The organism is Paraburkholderia sp. SECH2 (assembly GCF_030464795.1).
In the GTDB taxonomy this organism is placed as follows: domain Bacteria; phylum Pseudomonadota; class Gammaproteobacteria; order Burkholderiales; family Burkholderiaceae; genus Paraburkholderia; species Paraburkholderia aspalathi.
Genome location: NZ_JALPRH010000002.1, coordinates 16,005 through 30,094, shown reverse-complemented (window position 1 = coordinate 30,094; position 14,090 = coordinate 16,005). Strand labels below are relative to the sequence as shown.

The 14,090-nt window shown below is 62.1% G+C and carries 15 protein-coding genes and 1 other RNA gene; 6 read left to right on the top strand and 10 right to left on the bottom strand.

Annotated features, from left to right (window positions below):
* Nucleotides 1–40 precede the first annotated feature (40 nt).
* Entirely contained in the window at nt 41–1,606 is a 1,566-nt protein-coding gene (gene purH / locus M0D66_RS04470; protein ID WP_200618177.1) for a bifunctional phosphoribosylaminoimidazolecarboxamide formyltransferase/IMP cyclohydrolase, read from the top strand.
* A 172-nt stretch (nt 1,607–1,778) separates the two neighbouring features.
* Nucleotides 1,779–2,321: a crossover junction endodeoxyribonuclease RuvC gene (ruvC, locus tag M0D66_RS04465; protein ID WP_093635488.1), complete on the top strand. Its 543-nt coding sequence runs from the start codon at nt 1,779–1,781 to the stop codon at nt 2,319–2,321.
* Nucleotides 2,322–2,325: 4 nt separating this feature from the next.
* Here the strand turns inward: ruvC and M0D66_RS04460 are convergent, their stop codons facing one another.
* Nucleotides 2,326–2,958 (bottom strand): LysE family translocator, encoded by a 633-nt coding sequence (locus M0D66_RS04460; protein WP_093635486.1) that lies wholly within the window; start codon nt 2,956–2,958, stop codon nt 2,326–2,328.
* 180 nt (nt 2,959–3,138) lie between these two features.
* On the opposite strand from M0D66_RS04460, the gene ruvA reads away from it, so the two are divergent.
* Nucleotides 3,139–3,720 (top strand): Holliday junction branch migration protein RuvA, encoded by a 582-nt coding sequence (ruvA, locus tag M0D66_RS04455; protein WP_093635484.1) that lies wholly within the window; start codon nt 3,139–3,141, stop codon nt 3,718–3,720.
* A 121-nt stretch (nt 3,721–3,841) separates the two neighbouring features.
* Complete coding sequence (gene ruvB, locus M0D66_RS04450; protein ID WP_093635482.1) at nt 3,842–4,906, top strand: Holliday junction branch migration DNA helicase RuvB; 1,065 nt, start codon at nt 3,842–3,844, stop codon at nt 4,904–4,906.
* A 33-nt stretch (nt 4,907–4,939) separates the two neighbouring features.
* On the opposite strand, the gene M0D66_RS04445 is transcribed toward ruvB, so the two are convergent.
* From M0D66_RS04445 to tyrS, 3 genes are all read right to left on the bottom strand, one after another.
* Nucleotides 4,940–5,620: a histidine phosphatase family protein gene (locus tag M0D66_RS04445; protein WP_266209161.1), complete on the bottom strand. Its 681-nt coding sequence runs from the start codon at nt 5,618–5,620 to the stop codon at nt 4,940–4,942.
* Between the two features lie 111 nt (nt 5,621–5,731).
* Complete coding sequence (gene dtd, locus M0D66_RS04440) at nt 5,732–6,190, bottom strand: D-aminoacyl-tRNA deacylase (RefSeq protein ID WP_093635478.1); 459 nt, start codon at nt 6,188–6,190, stop codon at nt 5,732–5,734.
* A gap of 54 nt (nt 6,191–6,244) precedes the next feature.
* Nucleotides 6,245–7,489: a tyrosine--tRNA ligase gene (gene tyrS / locus M0D66_RS04435; RefSeq protein ID WP_093635476.1), complete on the bottom strand. Its 1,245-nt coding sequence runs from the start codon at nt 7,487–7,489 to the stop codon at nt 6,245–6,247.
* Nucleotides 7,490–7,695: 206 nt separating this feature from the next.
* Between tyrS and M0D66_RS04430 the strand changes: the two genes are divergently transcribed.
* Nucleotides 7,696–8,826: an anhydro-N-acetylmuramic acid kinase gene (locus tag M0D66_RS04430; RefSeq protein WP_093635474.1), complete on the top strand. Its 1,131-nt coding sequence runs from the start codon at nt 7,696–7,698 to the stop codon at nt 8,824–8,826.
* Nucleotides 8,827–8,904: 78 nt separating this feature from the next.
* On the opposite strand, the gene erpA is transcribed toward M0D66_RS04430, so the two are convergent.
* The 3 genes from erpA to rplM form a co-directional block, all read right to left on the bottom strand.
* Entirely contained in the window at nt 8,905–9,270 is a 366-nt protein-coding gene (erpA, locus tag M0D66_RS04425) for an iron-sulfur cluster insertion protein ErpA (RefSeq protein ID WP_007180424.1), read from the bottom strand.
* Nucleotides 9,271–9,539: 269 nt separating this feature from the next.
* Nucleotides 9,540–9,932, bottom strand: a complete 393-nt coding sequence (gene rpsI / locus M0D66_RS04420; protein ID WP_007180423.1) for a 30S ribosomal protein S9 — start codon at nt 9,930–9,932, stop codon at nt 9,540–9,542.
* 11 nt (nt 9,933–9,943) lie between these two features.
* Nucleotides 9,944–10,372, bottom strand: coding sequence for a 50S ribosomal protein L13 (gene rplM / locus M0D66_RS04415; RefSeq protein ID WP_020069304.1), 429 nt, complete (start codon nt 10,370–10,372; stop codon nt 9,944–9,946).
* A gap of 682 nt (nt 10,373–11,054) precedes the next feature.
* On the opposite strand from rplM, the gene M0D66_RS04410 reads away from it, so the two are divergent.
* The gene (locus M0D66_RS04410; protein ID WP_063497318.1) at nt 11,055–11,477 is read left to right on the top strand and encodes an OsmC family protein; all 423 of its coding nucleotides are present in this window, start codon (nt 11,055–11,057) and stop codon (nt 11,475–11,477) included.
* Between the two features lie 110 nt (nt 11,478–11,587).
* Here M0D66_RS04410 and rnpB read toward each other — a convergent pair.
* From rnpB to pyrC, 3 genes are all read right to left on the bottom strand, one after another.
* Nucleotides 11,588–12,001: RNase P RNA component class A (gene rnpB / locus M0D66_RS04405), an RNA gene on the bottom strand.
* A 41-nt stretch (nt 12,002–12,042) separates the two neighbouring features.
* Nucleotides 12,043–12,876, bottom strand: a complete 834-nt coding sequence (locus M0D66_RS04400; RefSeq protein WP_266209156.1) for a DUF3025 domain-containing protein — start codon at nt 12,874–12,876, stop codon at nt 12,043–12,045.
* An 11-nt stretch (nt 12,877–12,887) separates the two neighbouring features.
* Nucleotides 12,888–13,967 (bottom strand): dihydroorotase, encoded by a 1,080-nt coding sequence (gene pyrC / locus M0D66_RS04395; RefSeq protein WP_266209155.1) that lies wholly within the window; start codon nt 13,965–13,967, stop codon nt 12,888–12,890.
* Nucleotides 13,968–14,090: the final 123 nt, after the last annotated feature.

Here is a 14,090-nt window from a genome sequence, read left to right as displayed (position 1 = left end):
GGCGCCCTGCCACGTTTCCCTTCGGCTTTTCGTCTTCATCATGATCAAGCAAGCGCTCATCTCCGTTTCCGACAAGTCCGGCATCGTCGACTTCGCCAAGTCGCTGTCGGACCTCGGCGTCAAGATCCTGTCGACCGGCGGCACCGCGAAACTGCTCGCGGACGCGGGCCTCTCCGTCACCGAAGTCGCCGACTACACGGGCTTCCCGGAAATGCTGGACGGGCGTGTGAAAACGCTGCATCCGAAGGTGCACGGCGGCATTCTCGCGCGCCGCGACCTGCCGGAACACATGGCCGCGCTTGAAAAGCACGACATTCCGACGATCGACCTGCTGGTCGTGAATCTGTATCCGTTCGTGCAGACCGTGTCGAAGGAAGAGTGCTCGCTGGAAGACGCGATCGAGAACATCGACATCGGCGGCCCGACCATGCTGCGCTCGGCCGCGAAGAATCATCGCGACGTGACCGTCGTGGTTGATCCGGCGGATTACGCGGTCGTGCTCGACGAAATGCGCGCGAACAACAACACGGTTGCCTACAAGACGAACTTCCGTCTGGCCACCAAGGTATTCGCGCACACCGCGCAGTACGACGGCGCGATCACGAACTACCTGACGAGCCTGACCGACGAATTGCAACACTCGTCGCGCAACACGTACCCGGCTACCTTCAACCTGGCTTTCGACAAGGTGCAGGATCTGCGCTACGGCGAGAACCCTCACCAGAGCGCCGCGTTCTATCGCGATCTGTCGGTGCCGGCCGGCGCACTGGCGAATTACAACCAGTTGCAGGGCAAAGAACTGTCGTACAACAACATCGCCGATTCCGATGCAGCGTGGGAATGCGTGAAGACGTTCGACGTGCCGGCTTGCGTGATCGTCAAGCACGCGAATCCGTGCGGCGTCGCAGTGGGCGCGGACGCGAACGAAGCGTATGCGAAGGCGTTCCAGACCGATCCGACCTCGGCGTTCGGCGGCATCATCGCGTTCAACCGTGAAGTCGACGAAACGGCAGCGCAAGCTGTGGCCAAGCAGTTTGTCGAAGTGCTGATCGCCCCGTCGTTCAGCGCGGCGGCTCGTCAGGTGTTCACGGCCAAGCAGAATGTGCGTCTGCTGGAAATCGCCTTGGGCGAAGGCCATAACGCGTTCGATCTGAAGCGCGTCGGCGGCGGCCTGCTGGTGCAATCGCTCGATTCGAAGAACGTGCAGCCGCACGAATTGCGCGTGGTCACGAAGCGCCACCCCACACCGAAGGAAATGGACGACCTGCTGTTCGCATGGCGCGTCGCGAAGTACGTGAAGTCGAACGCGATCGTGTTCTGCGGCAACGGCATGACGCTCGGCGTCGGCGCGGGCCAGATGAGCCGCGTGGACTCGGCGCGTATTGCGAGCATCAAGGCGCAGAACGCTGGTTTGACGCTGACCGGCTCGGCCGTGGCGTCGGACGCGTTCTTCCCGTTCCGTGACGGTCTGGATGTGGTGGTGGCGGCAGGCGCAACCTGCGTGATTCAACCGGGCGGCTCGATGCGTGACGACGAAGTGATCGGTGCAGCAGACGAGCACAACATCGCGATGGTGTTGACCGGCGTGCGTCACTTCCGGCATTGAATTCGGCTTCGCGGGCGGCGTGAGCGTTACGCGCCGCTCGCCCGCGTAGCTTGAGCGAAACGGCTCGGTGGAGTTTTCCGCCGGGCCGTTTTGTTTTGGAACACCGCCCGCCACATGGCGCGTTCGTTGTAGTATCGCAAGCACCTGGTTTTTACCGCACGTGCGGCACCTCATGAGAATTCTCGGCATCGACCCCGGCTTGCGCGTGACCGGCTTCGGCGTGATCGATCAACACGGCCATAAGCTCAGCTACGTCGCGAGCGGCACGATTAAAACCGCCGACGCCGATCTGCCGTCGCGTCTCGGCACCATCTTCGAAGGCATTTCGACGCTGATCCGCCAGCACTCGCCGGATCAGTCGGCGATCGAAAAAGTGTTCGTCAACGTCAACCCGCAATCCACTTTGCTGCTCGGCCAGGCGCGCGGCGCGGCGATCTGTGGACTGGTGGCCGGTGGCGTGCCGGTTGCCGAATACACGGCCTTGCAGTTGAAGCAGGCCGTGGTCGGTTATGGCCGAGCGACCAAGGAACAGATGCAGCAGATGGTGGTACGGCTGCTTAACCTCTCCGGCGTGCCAGGCACCGATGCGGCCGACGCCCTCGGCATGGCGATCTGCCACGCGCATGGGGGCTCGACGCTTAGCACGCTGGGCGGCATCGCGCCGTCGCTGGCCAAGAAGGGCCTGCGAGTGCGGCGCGGACGGTTGGTCGGCTAGGCCCTCAGTTTCGACTCGCCAGCGCCAAGCGGCACGCCAGTCCGGCAAACACCGTCCCCAACAAATACTGCGGCACGCGCGACGGCCTGCGCCCGGCACTGAGCTTACGGCTCAGCTTGCTCGCCATCAGAATCACGGCGCCGTTCACACAGAAGCCGATCAGATTCAGCACGGTCGCGAGCACCATGATCTGCAACGCCACCGAACCCGCTTCCGGCCGCACGAACTGCGGAAATAGCGCGAGCACGAACAGCGCGACCTTGGGGTTCAGCAAATTGGTGAAAAGTCCTTGCCGGAAGATGCGGCCAACCGGATAACGGCTCATCGACGCATTCGGCGACAGCACGGTGCCTTGCGTGCGGAACGTCTTCCAGGCGAGATACAGCAGGTAGGCGGCGCCGGCGAAACGCACGACGTCGTAGGCCATCGGCACAGCCAGAAACAGCTGCGACAGACCGAATGCGGCGGCTAGTGCGTGACAGTAAGTCCCGACCAGAATACCCGCCAACGAGGCGAAACCAGCGGGACGCCCCTGGCTCACGCTGCGCGAAGCGATCAGCAGCATGTCGGGGCCGGGCGTGGCGGTCAATGCGAGACACGCGCCGGCAAACAGCGCGAGAGTGGTGAGGCTCAGCATGGAAGCTCCTTCTGGTTGTGCCGGGCGAGAACCCGCCAAAAGGGATCTCAGTCTAGGGGGCTGCAACACGCTGGTCAACCGCGATTGCGCATAATGCAGCGCGCTACTGCGCAGCTTGACGACGCGCCGCCGCGCATCCACTGCGCTACACTCGCCCTTTCTCTCAAGATTGAATCCGCCATGATCGGTCGCATTGCCGGCGTTCTGCTGGAAAAAAACCCGCCGCACCTACTCGTCGACTGCAACGGGGTCGGCTACGAAGTCGATGTGCCGATGAGCACGTTCTACAACCTGCCCTCGACCGGCGAACGCGTCGTGCTGCTCACGCAAATGATCGTGCGTGAAGACGCGCATTTGCTGTACGGCTTCGGCACTGCCGAGGAACGCTCGACGTTCCGCGAATTGCTGAAGATCACCGGCATCGGCGCGCGTATGGCGCTCGCCGTGCTCTCCGGCATGAGCGTGCATGAGCTGGCGCAGACCGTCACCATGCAGGACGCCGCGCGCCTGACTCGCGTGCCGGGCATCGGCAAGAAAACAGCGGAGCGGCTGCTCCTCGAACTGAAGGGCAAGATCGGCGCCGACCTGGGCGCGCTGGCGGGCGCGGCGTCGGCGTCCGACCACGCCTCCGATATCCTGAACGCATTGATCGCATTGGGTTACTCCGAAAAAGAAGCATTGGCGGCCGTCAAGAACGTGCCGGCCGGCACCGGTGTTTCCGAAGGCATCAAGCTCGCGTTGAAGGCGTTGTCCAAGGGTTAAAAGCTCGTGCCGCGACGGTGGAGCCGCGTGCGACAAGTAAAGCTTCGCACACGGCAGCGCGGCGCACACCCTGGCCGTTCGGCCGAGTTTCGCAACGGGCGGGGCGCGGTACAATGACCGCATGATCGAAACCGACAAACTCGCCGCCGAGCGCATCATCGCGGCCACGCCCGTCTCGCCGAACGAAGAAGCGTTCGAGCGCGCGTTGCGCCCGCGCCAGCTCGAAGAATATGTCGGGCAGGAAAAAGTGCGCGGTCAGCTGGAAATCTTCATCGAGGCCGCCAAGCGCCGGTCGGAATCGCTCGACCACGTGCTGCTGTTCGGGCCGCCGGGTCTCGGCAAGACCACGCTCGCGCACATCATCGCGCGAGAAATGGGTGTCAATCTGCGGCAAACCTCCGGCCCGGTGCTTGAACGCGCCGGCGACCTCGCCGCGCTGCTCACCAATCTCGAAGCCAACGACGTGCTGTTCATCGACGAAATCCACCGGCTCTCGCCAGTCGTCGAAGAAATTCTGTATCCGGCGTTGGAGGACTATCAGATCGACATCATGATCGGCGAAGGACCGGCCGCGCGCAGCGTGAAGCTGGATCTGCAGCCGTTCACGCTGGTCGGCGCAACTACCCGCGCGGGTATGCTGACCAATCCGCTGCGCGACCGCTTCGGTATCGTCGCGCGGCTCGAGTTCTATAACGCAGAACAGTTGGCGCGCATCGTCACGCGTTCGGCGTCGTTGCTGCATGCGCAGATTCACCCGGATGGCGCATTCGAAATCGCCAAGCGCGCACGCGGCACGCCGCGGATCGCGAATCGGCTGTTGCGCCGCGTGCGCGATTTCGCCGAGGTGAAAGCGGACGGCAACATCACCGCAGAAGTGGCGGACGCGGCACTCAAAATGCTCGACGTGGATGCGGTCGGCTTCGACCTGATGGACCGCAAACTGCTCGAGGCGATCCTGCACAAATTCGACGGTGGCCCGGTCGGCGTGGACAATCTGGCAGCGGCAATCGGCGAAGAGCGCGACACGATCGAAGACGTTCTCGAACCGTATCTGATCCAGCAAGGCTTCCTCCAGCGCACGCCGCGCGGCCGCGTCGCCACGCTGCTCACGTATCGGCATTTCGGCCTCGCCGCGCCGGACGCTTCGAGCCCCATATCCGGCCTGTGGGATGCGGCCGCGACCTGAACCGGATGCGCGAGTTGAAATAACTTGCGCCGTTTAACGCCCCGGTTCCGGCACCCTCTTCTTGAAGCTATCGTCGTCGCTCGGTGCGTCGAGGTGCGACACGTCCGCCCACGACACGATCGTCGCCTTGTTGGCGTCGTCGGCATAATCCACCACGTTGACGCTCGTGTTCAGCAACGCGTAATCACGCGGCGCATCGAGCGACAATCCGCACGCAAAACGACGCACGCAATCGAGCACGCCGCCATGCGCGACGACAGCGATCCGACCGCCCGGATGCGCGGCTACTAGAGGCTCGATCGCGTGCAGCACGCGGTGATAGAGCGTGCGCTGCGACTCACCTTCAGGCGGCGCAAAACCCGGATCGCGGGTTTGCCAGTGCGCGTATTCATCAGGGAACCGGACTGCGATTTCGTCGCTGTCGTGCCCTTGGAACGCGCCATACGAACGCTCACGCAAACCCTCACGCAGTTGCAGCTGAAGGCCGAGCGCGTCGGCGATCGGCTGCGCGGTTTGCTGGGCACGTTGCAGATCGCTCGAATAGATCGCGTCAAGCCGCGCGCCCTCTTTCACCTCACTCGCGATGCGGCGTGCAAGGCGTTGCGCCTGCGCGAGGCCGGTCGTCGCGAGCGGAATGTCGATGTGACCTTGAATGCGCTTGATGCGGTTCCAGTCGGTCTCGCCGTGGCGGATGAACAGAATCTGCGTGGTCATGGGATGGACGTGGGCGCCAGTAGCCGGTTATGCCGAGCCGCTATTGTCGCAAAAAGCGGCTGGAGGAGTGGATGCCTGCCGCCGAATACACCATGCGGCAGCAGTGGAAGCTCAAGCGTTCGTCTGCAGCCAGAACGTGACCGGTCCGTCATTGACGAGCGACACCTGCATATCGGCGCCGAACTCGCCCGTCTCGACGATCGGGTGCTTTGCGCGCGCTGCCGAGACGAAGTAGTCGAATAGTCGCTTGCCCTCGTCGGGCGGCGCGGCGGGTGTGAAGCTGGGGCGCAGGCCGCTATTGGTGTCGGCCGCCAGGGTGAACTGCGAAACGAGCAGCAAGCCACCTGCACGCCCGGCGCCGTCGAGATTCTGCACGGAGAGATTCATCTTGCCGGCCGCGTCGCTGAAGACACGGTAGCCGAGCACCTTGGCGAGCAGCCGGTCGGCTGCGGCCTCCGTGTCGCCACGTTCGGCGCACACGAGCGCGAGCAAGCCCGCCTCGATCGCGCCGGTCACGCGCTCGTCCACGCGCACTTCCGCGCGGCGAACGCGCTGGATCAGCGCGATCATCGGCTCGACTCCGGATGCAACAACGCCCGAATCAGCATCGTTATCGCTGAGCCATCAAGCCGTCAGCGTGACGCGCGCAAAACGGCGCTTGCCGACCTGCACGACGTACTCGCCGGCTTCGACCTTCAGGCCCTTGTCCGACACGGTCGTGCCGTCGATCTTCACGCCGCCCTGCTCGATGTTGCGCAGCGCTTCGCTGGTCGACGGTACGAGATTGGCCTGCTTGAGCAACTGGCCGATTGCGAGCGGTGCGCCCGCGAGCGTCACGGCCGGAATATCGTCCGGCACGCCGCCCTTCGCGCGATGATTGAAGTCCTCGAGCGCGCGTTCGGCATCGGCTTGCGAGTGGAAGCGCGCGACGATTTCCTGACCCAGCATCACCTTGAAATCGCGCGGATTGCGGCCCGCTTCGATTTCCTTCTTGAAGCCGGCGATCTCGTCCATCGGACGGAACGACAGCAGTTCGAAGTAACGCCACATCATCACGTCGGAAATGCTCATCAGCTTGCCGAACATATCCGTCGGTTTTTCGCTGATACCGATGTAGTTGTTCTTCGACTTCGACATCTTCTCGACGCCGTCCAGGCCTTCGAGCAAGGGCATCGTCAAAATGCACTGCTGTTCCTGACCATACTGCTTCTGCAGTTCACGGCCAACCAGCAGGTTGAACTTCTGGTCCGTGCCGCCGAGCTCAAGGTCGGCGTTCAGCGCGACCGAGTCGTAGCCTTGCATCAGCGGGTACAGCAATTCGTGGATCGAGATCGGCACACCGCCCTGGAAGCGCTTGGTGAAATCTTCGCGCTCGAGAATACGCGCCACCGTGTAGCGCGAGGCGAGCTTGATCATGCCGTCGGCGCCGAGCGGCATCGACCATTCGCTGTTGTAGCGGATTTCGGTTTTTTCGCGATCGAGCACGAGCGCGGCCTGCTCGAAATATGTCTTCGCGTTCGATTCGATCTGCTCGCGCGTAAGCGGCGGGCGCGTAGCGTTGCGGCCCGACGGATCGCCGATCAGCGAGGTGAAGTCGCCGATCAGGAAAATCACCGTGTGACCGAGATTCTGCAACTGACGCATCTTGTTCAGCACGACCGTGTGGCCGATGTGGATGTCCGGCGCGGTCGGATCGAGGCCGAGCTTGATGCGCAGGGGCACACCGGTGGCCGCGCTCTTCGCGAGCTTCTGTGCGAATTCTTCTTCGATCAGCAGTTCGTCGACGCCGCGTTTGGTGACGGCGAGTGCGTGACGGACTTCGTCGGTGATCGGGAAGGCGGGGCTGGGCTTGGTGGACTCGGTGGTCATGCTGGAAACGTGAAGTCGCGAAAAAAGGAGATTGTCCCATAGATGCGCGCCGCCGCGCCTACTGACTCGGCCACAAGCGCGCCGTCAGCGCATGATTTCGGTCTGTCGGGACGCGCCATTGGCAGCGTCACGCTTTATATTCGACCGCACTTGCACCGATAATCTGCTAAAACAGATCGCAACGAATCATCGAGAGGAGCAGCAACGTGGCGCAAGACCCCGCAGACGGCGTGTACCTAGGATTGATGTCCGGCACGAGCATGGACGGCGTGGACGGTGTTGCCGTCAGATTCGCGAAAGGAAAGCCGCCGGTGGTGCTGGCCGAAGCGTTTGTCGGTTTCGCGGCAGGCTTGCGCGACGCGCTGTTCGCGCTCCAACAGCCGGGCGACAACGAGATCGAGCGTGAGGCGCTGGCCGCCAATGCGCTCGCCACACGCTACACGGTGTGCTGCCACGAACTGCTGGGCGCGAGCCGCGTGCCGGCCTCGGAAGTCCGTGCAATCGGCGTGCATGGTCAGACGGTGCGGCATCGGCCGGAAAAGGGTTACACGCGGCAGATCAACAACCCCGCACTGCTCGCGGAAATGATGCACATCGACGTGGTCGCCGATTTTCGCAGCCGCGACGTCGCGGCCGGCGGCCAGGGCGCGCCGCTCGTGCCGGCGTTTCACGCCACGGTGTTCGGCGCGAAAGACGAAACACGGGTGGTCTGCAATCTCGGTGGCATCAGCAATATCACGATCCTGAACGCGACCGGCGGCGTGCGCGGCTTCGACTGCGGACCAGCGAACGCGCTGCTTGACGAATGGGCGCAGCGCCATCTCGGCAAGCCTTTCGACGAAAACGGCCATTTCGCCGCAAGTGGACAGGTCGATCGCTCGTTACTGAACGCACTGCTCGACGAGCCCTTTTTCTCGGCCCAACCGCCAAAAAGCACCGGCCGCGACTTGTTCAACCCGCAATGGCTGGATGCCAAGCTCCAACCATTCGCCGCCCTCGCCCCCGCCGACGTGCAAGCCACACTGGTCGCGCTGACCGCCGTAACGGTGGCTCGCGAAATCGAACGGCATGCATCGGACGCCAAGGCGGTCTATGTGTGCGGCGGTGGAGCGCGCAATCCAGAGATTCTGAAAGCGCTGCATCAGGCGCTGGAGGACAGTGGCGTAAGCGGCGTGCCCGTGATGACAACCGACGCGCTCGGCGTACCGCCGAGCCAGGTCGAGCCGCTGGCGTTCGCGTGGCTGGCAATGCGCTGCGTGGCGCGCCTGCCGGGTAATTTGCCGGCCGTCACCGGCGCCACCGCCGAACGCGTACTGGGGGCGATCTACCCGCGGTGATTGGGGGAATTCAGTTCAGGCAATAAAAAACGGGGCCGAAGCCCCGTTTTCTTTTACAACCTGTCGACTAATCAGCCATCAAACCGAAAACGACGAGCCACAACCACACGTGGTCGTAGCATTCGGGTTCTTGATGACGAACTGCGCGCCGTTGATGTCGTCCTTGTAGTCGATCTCAGCGCCGACCAGATACTGGTAGCTCATCGAATCGATCAGCAGCTGGACGCCGCTCTTGTTCATGACGGTGTCGTCTTCGTTGACGGCTTCGTCGAAGGTAAAACCGTACTGAAAGCCCGAGCAGCCGCCGCCCTGCACGAAAACGCGCAGTTTGAGGTCCGCATTGCCTTCTTCTTCGATCAGTTGCTTGACCTTGTCAGCCGCTGCGTCGGTAAAAACGAAGGGGGCGGGCATCTCGGTCACGGGTGTATCGGTGACTGCGTTCATTCGAACTCTCCAAAAAGCTTCTAACCGCTATTGTAGGGCTGATCTCGATATCGTGCCGAAGCCCACAAAATCAATGGGTTCTTCCAGCAAATTCAACGGTCGGCCCTGATCCCGCCACCAGCTTGCCTGAGCAGACCGCGCCGGCACCTCCAGCAACAAAACCCTTACTGCAAAGCTTGGCTGCAAACCAATAAAAAAAGCCGCCTTCGCGAAAGCGTTGGCGGCTTTTGCAGCATTCCAGCCCGAAAGCCGGATTGCACACGAAGCGATTAACGCTTCGAGAATTGCTTCCGGCGACGTGCCTTGTGGAAGCCGACCTTCTTACGTTCGACTTCACGAGCGTCACGCGTAACGAAGCCAGCCTTCGACAGTTCCGGCTTCAGCGTTGCGTCGTAATCCATCAGCGCGCGGGTGATGCCGTGGCGAACCGCACCGGCTTGACCCGTTTCACCGCCACCGTTCACGTTGACTTTGATGTCGAACGTGACGCCGTGGTTCGTGAGTTCCAGCGGCTGACGCACGATCATCAGCGACGTTTCGCGCGAGAAGTAATCGGCGATAGGCTTGCCGTTTACAATGATCTCGCCCTTGCCAGCCTTGATGAAGACGCGTGCGACGGCGCTCTTGCGGCGGCCCGTGCCGTAATTCCAGTTACCGATCATGTGGGCTCCCCTTAGATCTCGAGCGCTTTCGGCTGTTGCGCCGAATGCGGATGCGTTGCTTCAGCGTAGACCTTCAGCTTCTTGATCATCGCGTAGCCGAGCGGGCCCTTCGGCAGCATGCCCTTGACCGCTTTCTCGAGCGCACGGCCCGGGAAGCGTTCTTGCATCTTGCCGAACGTCGTTTCATAAATACCGCCCGGGTAACCCGAGTGACGGTAGTACTTCTTGTCAGTAGCCTTGTTGCCCGTGACCTTCAGCTTGCCGGCGTTGATAACGATGATGAAATCACCGGTGTCGACGTGCGGAGTGAATTCAGGCTTGTGCTTGCCGCGAAGACGGTGTGCCACTTCGCTGGCGACACGCCCGAGAACCTTATCCGTCGCGTCAATCACGTACCATTCACGCGTAACCTCATGGGCTTTTGCGGAAAACGTCTTCATGATCGATCCAAAAAAATTGCTGCGCCCAATGTATTTTTTCCTGCTTGTAGTGTGCGCATCGAGGCGCGTGCAGGCTCTCCCTGTTCTTCCTCCGCGGGCGCGGATGCGGAAAAGCTCTGAATTATAAAGGAATTTGTCACGCCGAGTCAAAGCTTGCGGGGGTTTCGGCGTGAAATCGGGCGATCCGGCACCAAGATTTGACCATTTGCCCTTCCCGTTCGCCCCGAATCCGGCGTTCGCGAGATCGAAGCTATGGGCGAAAAAAAACCCGAACGAGCGGTTCGGGTTTAATCCACCAAAGGAGGAGGTGGAGGAGACAGCGGAGGTTGCAGAACTGCTGCAACCGATGGGATCGATTATATGAGGCGCCCTTGTGCGACGCAAGAATATTTGCATTGTGAAATGCGTTTTTACAATGTGGCAGGCGACCTCGCCGATCAAAAAATTATAAATTCCTTTTAAAATCAATCACAAAAGTCCTTTTAAGGGCTTGCATACACAGACATCATCTAGAGTAAAACCCCTAAACCCGTCAGGGCATTCCCGAATCGCCGAAACATGCCGCACCGCAACACGCAAGCGGTCATCGGGCATAAGTTCCAGCGAAAGTCCCCTCGGGCGGACGCGCAAACACCGGGCTACAATGCGTTTTCGATATAAGCGCAGCGCGGTGGAGCACAGCATGGAATGCAAAGTTAGCTGGATGGGGCAAGACGGGATGGCATTTGCGGCCGAGACGGGCAGCGGTCATCTGGTCACGATGGACGGCGCGCCGGAAGGCGGCGGCCGCAATCTCGCGCCGCGTCCGATGGAAATGGTTCTGCTCGGCACGGGCGGCTGCACGGCCTACGACGTCGTGATGATCCTGAAGAAAAGCCGCCAGGAAATCGCCGGGTGCTCGGTGACACTGAAGGCCGAACGCGCCAGCGAAGATCCGAAGGTGTTCACCAAGATTCACTTCCACTTCACCGTGACGGGCAAGAATCTGAACCCGGCTACCGTGGAGCGCGCGATCAACCTGTCGCACGACAAATACTGCTCGGCGTCGATCATGATCGCGAAGACCGCTGAGCTCACGCACTCGTTCGATATCGTCGCGGGTTGAACGCGGCGCTTCGGCCCAGGTTTCTGCGCGGATAACCGCGCATTGAGCCAAACCAGCGCGTCAAAATAAAAATGCCGACGTCCACACGGACGCCGGCATTTTTTGTTGGGTGGCAAAGCAAGCCGATAAGCCGGATTCTGTGCACGCGCCACGTCCGAAAACGCGACGCGCGTAGCAGTCATTCCTCTAGGCGCGCCATTACTGACGTGCTCAAGCTTCCTACCCGCAGACGTGACGGGGGCCCCGTCCTGCATCTCGAAGATGCTAGCCTGCCTACTTGGAATTGCTCCGGGTGGAGGTTACCGTGCCGGTCTGCCTTGCAGCAGCCGCGGTGCGCTCTTACCGCACCGTTTCACCCTTACCTGATCCCGGCTTGCGCCGGGCCATCGGCGGTTTGCTTTCTGTTGCCCTGTTCCGCGTGTCACCACGGATGGCCGTTAGCCATCACCCTGCCCTATGGAGTCCGGACTTTCCTCGCCCTCTTTGGCCGAAGCCGCAGAGGCCGCGACTGCCTGGCCTGCTTTGCTGGGGCGCATTTTAACACCGCAGCGAATAGGGCGCGGCTTTAGCGCGAACGTCGTCCTGTACGAAAGACGGACGCGTCGTCGTAAAACGCGGGCGATTCGTTCTCGGCGCACCAGCCCGGAATCCCCAGTACCGGCAGTGGCGCAAACATGCGGCTCGTCACATCCACGGTGTTCAGGAGTGCCGTGCTGACCGACTCGTCGAGCCATGCGTCGCGCGCCGCAGCGTCCCATTCGAAGTACTCGGACGGCACGTCGACGATCCAAGCGTGGCCCGTGCAGGCCTTGAACGGCGCGATCAGCTTTTCCAGCAGCGCGTGACCGAAGCAGCGTACTTCGCAGCGTGCGCCCCAGGCATCACGATGCACAACCATTAGCGTCTGCCAGTCGAACCCGCGCAAAGCCGCGCTCAACGCCGGATCGGCACTCGCGAACAGCAACGCGTTTTCGTCGAACAAGGTCAGCGTATCGCGCACGCCGCCGCGAGTCGGGCCGACGCCTAACACGTCGATCGCCGCCGACTGTCGCGCGTTCAGCGCCGCCTTGATCCGCGGAAACGCAAACCACATCGACCCGTTGAAGAAGTCATGCAGGTTGTGTCGTGTCGGCACGCAGCCCGTCGACGCGATGTGCGCCTCGTAAGCCGCACCCGGCGGCAGATCGTCCTGCGCAATGAATGCGAGGCGCCGGCCGCGCCCTGTCACCTGCCGCATTTCGCCGGCATCGGCATTCATCTCTGCGAGCAAGGCCACGTAGCTCGTCAGCGCGCCCTGCTGCCAGCGCTCGCCGCGCGCCGCGAACTGTGCGAACCACGGCTTCGACCAGTCGATATCGGCGAAACCGAAGCCTACGCGCGCCGCCTCTTGCACCTGCATCTAGTACAACCTCAGACGAGGCGCCAGCCAATCGACTCACCGCCACGCAGCGGCACGACAGGCGTATCGCCGACCGGCAATTCAGCCGGCAGCGTCCATTCTTCGCGACGCAGCGTGACTTTCTCTTCGCTGCGCGGCAGACCGTAGAAATCCGCGCCGAAGAAGCTGGCGAAACCTTCGAGCTTGTCCAGCGCGCCGGCTTTGTCGAACGCTTCCGTGTAGAGCTCGAGCGCATGCAGTGCCGTGTAGCAACCCGCGCAGCCACAGGCGTGCTCCTTCAAACCCTTCGGATGCGGCGCGCTATCCGTGCCGAGGAAGAATCGCGGATTGCCCGAGGTCGCCGCCTCGACCAGCGCCACGCGATGCGTCTCGCGCTTCAACACCGGCAGGCAGTAGTAATGCGGGCGAATGCCGCCCTGGAAGATCGCGTTGCGGTTGTACAGCAGATGGTGCGCAGTGATCGTTGCGCCCAGCAGCCCCGGCGCCACGCCGGCTTCGCGGATGTAGTCGACTGCATCTTTCGTGGTGATGTGCTCGAACACCACCTTCAGCGCCGGAAAGGCGCGGCGCAGCGGCGTCATCACGCGGTCGATGAACACCTTCTCGCGGTCGAACAGGTCGATCGATGAATCCGTCACTTCGCCGTGCACCAGCAGCGGCATGCCGGTTTCCTGCATCACCTCGAGCGTTTTGGCGCACTTCATGATGTCGGTAACGCCTGCGTCCGAATTGGTCGTGGCACCCGCCGGGTACAGCTTCACGCCATGCACAAAGCCGCTTTCGCGCGCGCGGCGGATTTCGTCGGGCGGCGTGTTGTCGGTCAGGTACAGCGTCATCAGCGGTTCGAACTTCGCGCCTTCCGGAATCGCCGCGACGATGCGCTCGCGGTACGCATGCGCCATTGCGGTCGTGGTGACCGGCGGCTTCAGGTTAGGCATGATGATCGCGCGGCCGAACTGGCGCGCGGTATCCGGCAGCACAGCAGCGAGCATCTCGCCGTCGCGAACGTGCAGGTGCCAGTCGTCCGGGCGGGCGAGCGTAACGGAGTCGATGGTGTCGACGGAATCGAGGGAGGCGTTGGAAGCGGTCATGGCGAGAGGGGAACGAGATTCGGCGGCAAAAAAAGCAAATCGGCGCGCTCGAAGCGGTACAAATCACAGCAATTCGCAGCGCTGGAGCCTAAACACACGTCAATTTTGCTATTTGGCGCTTCT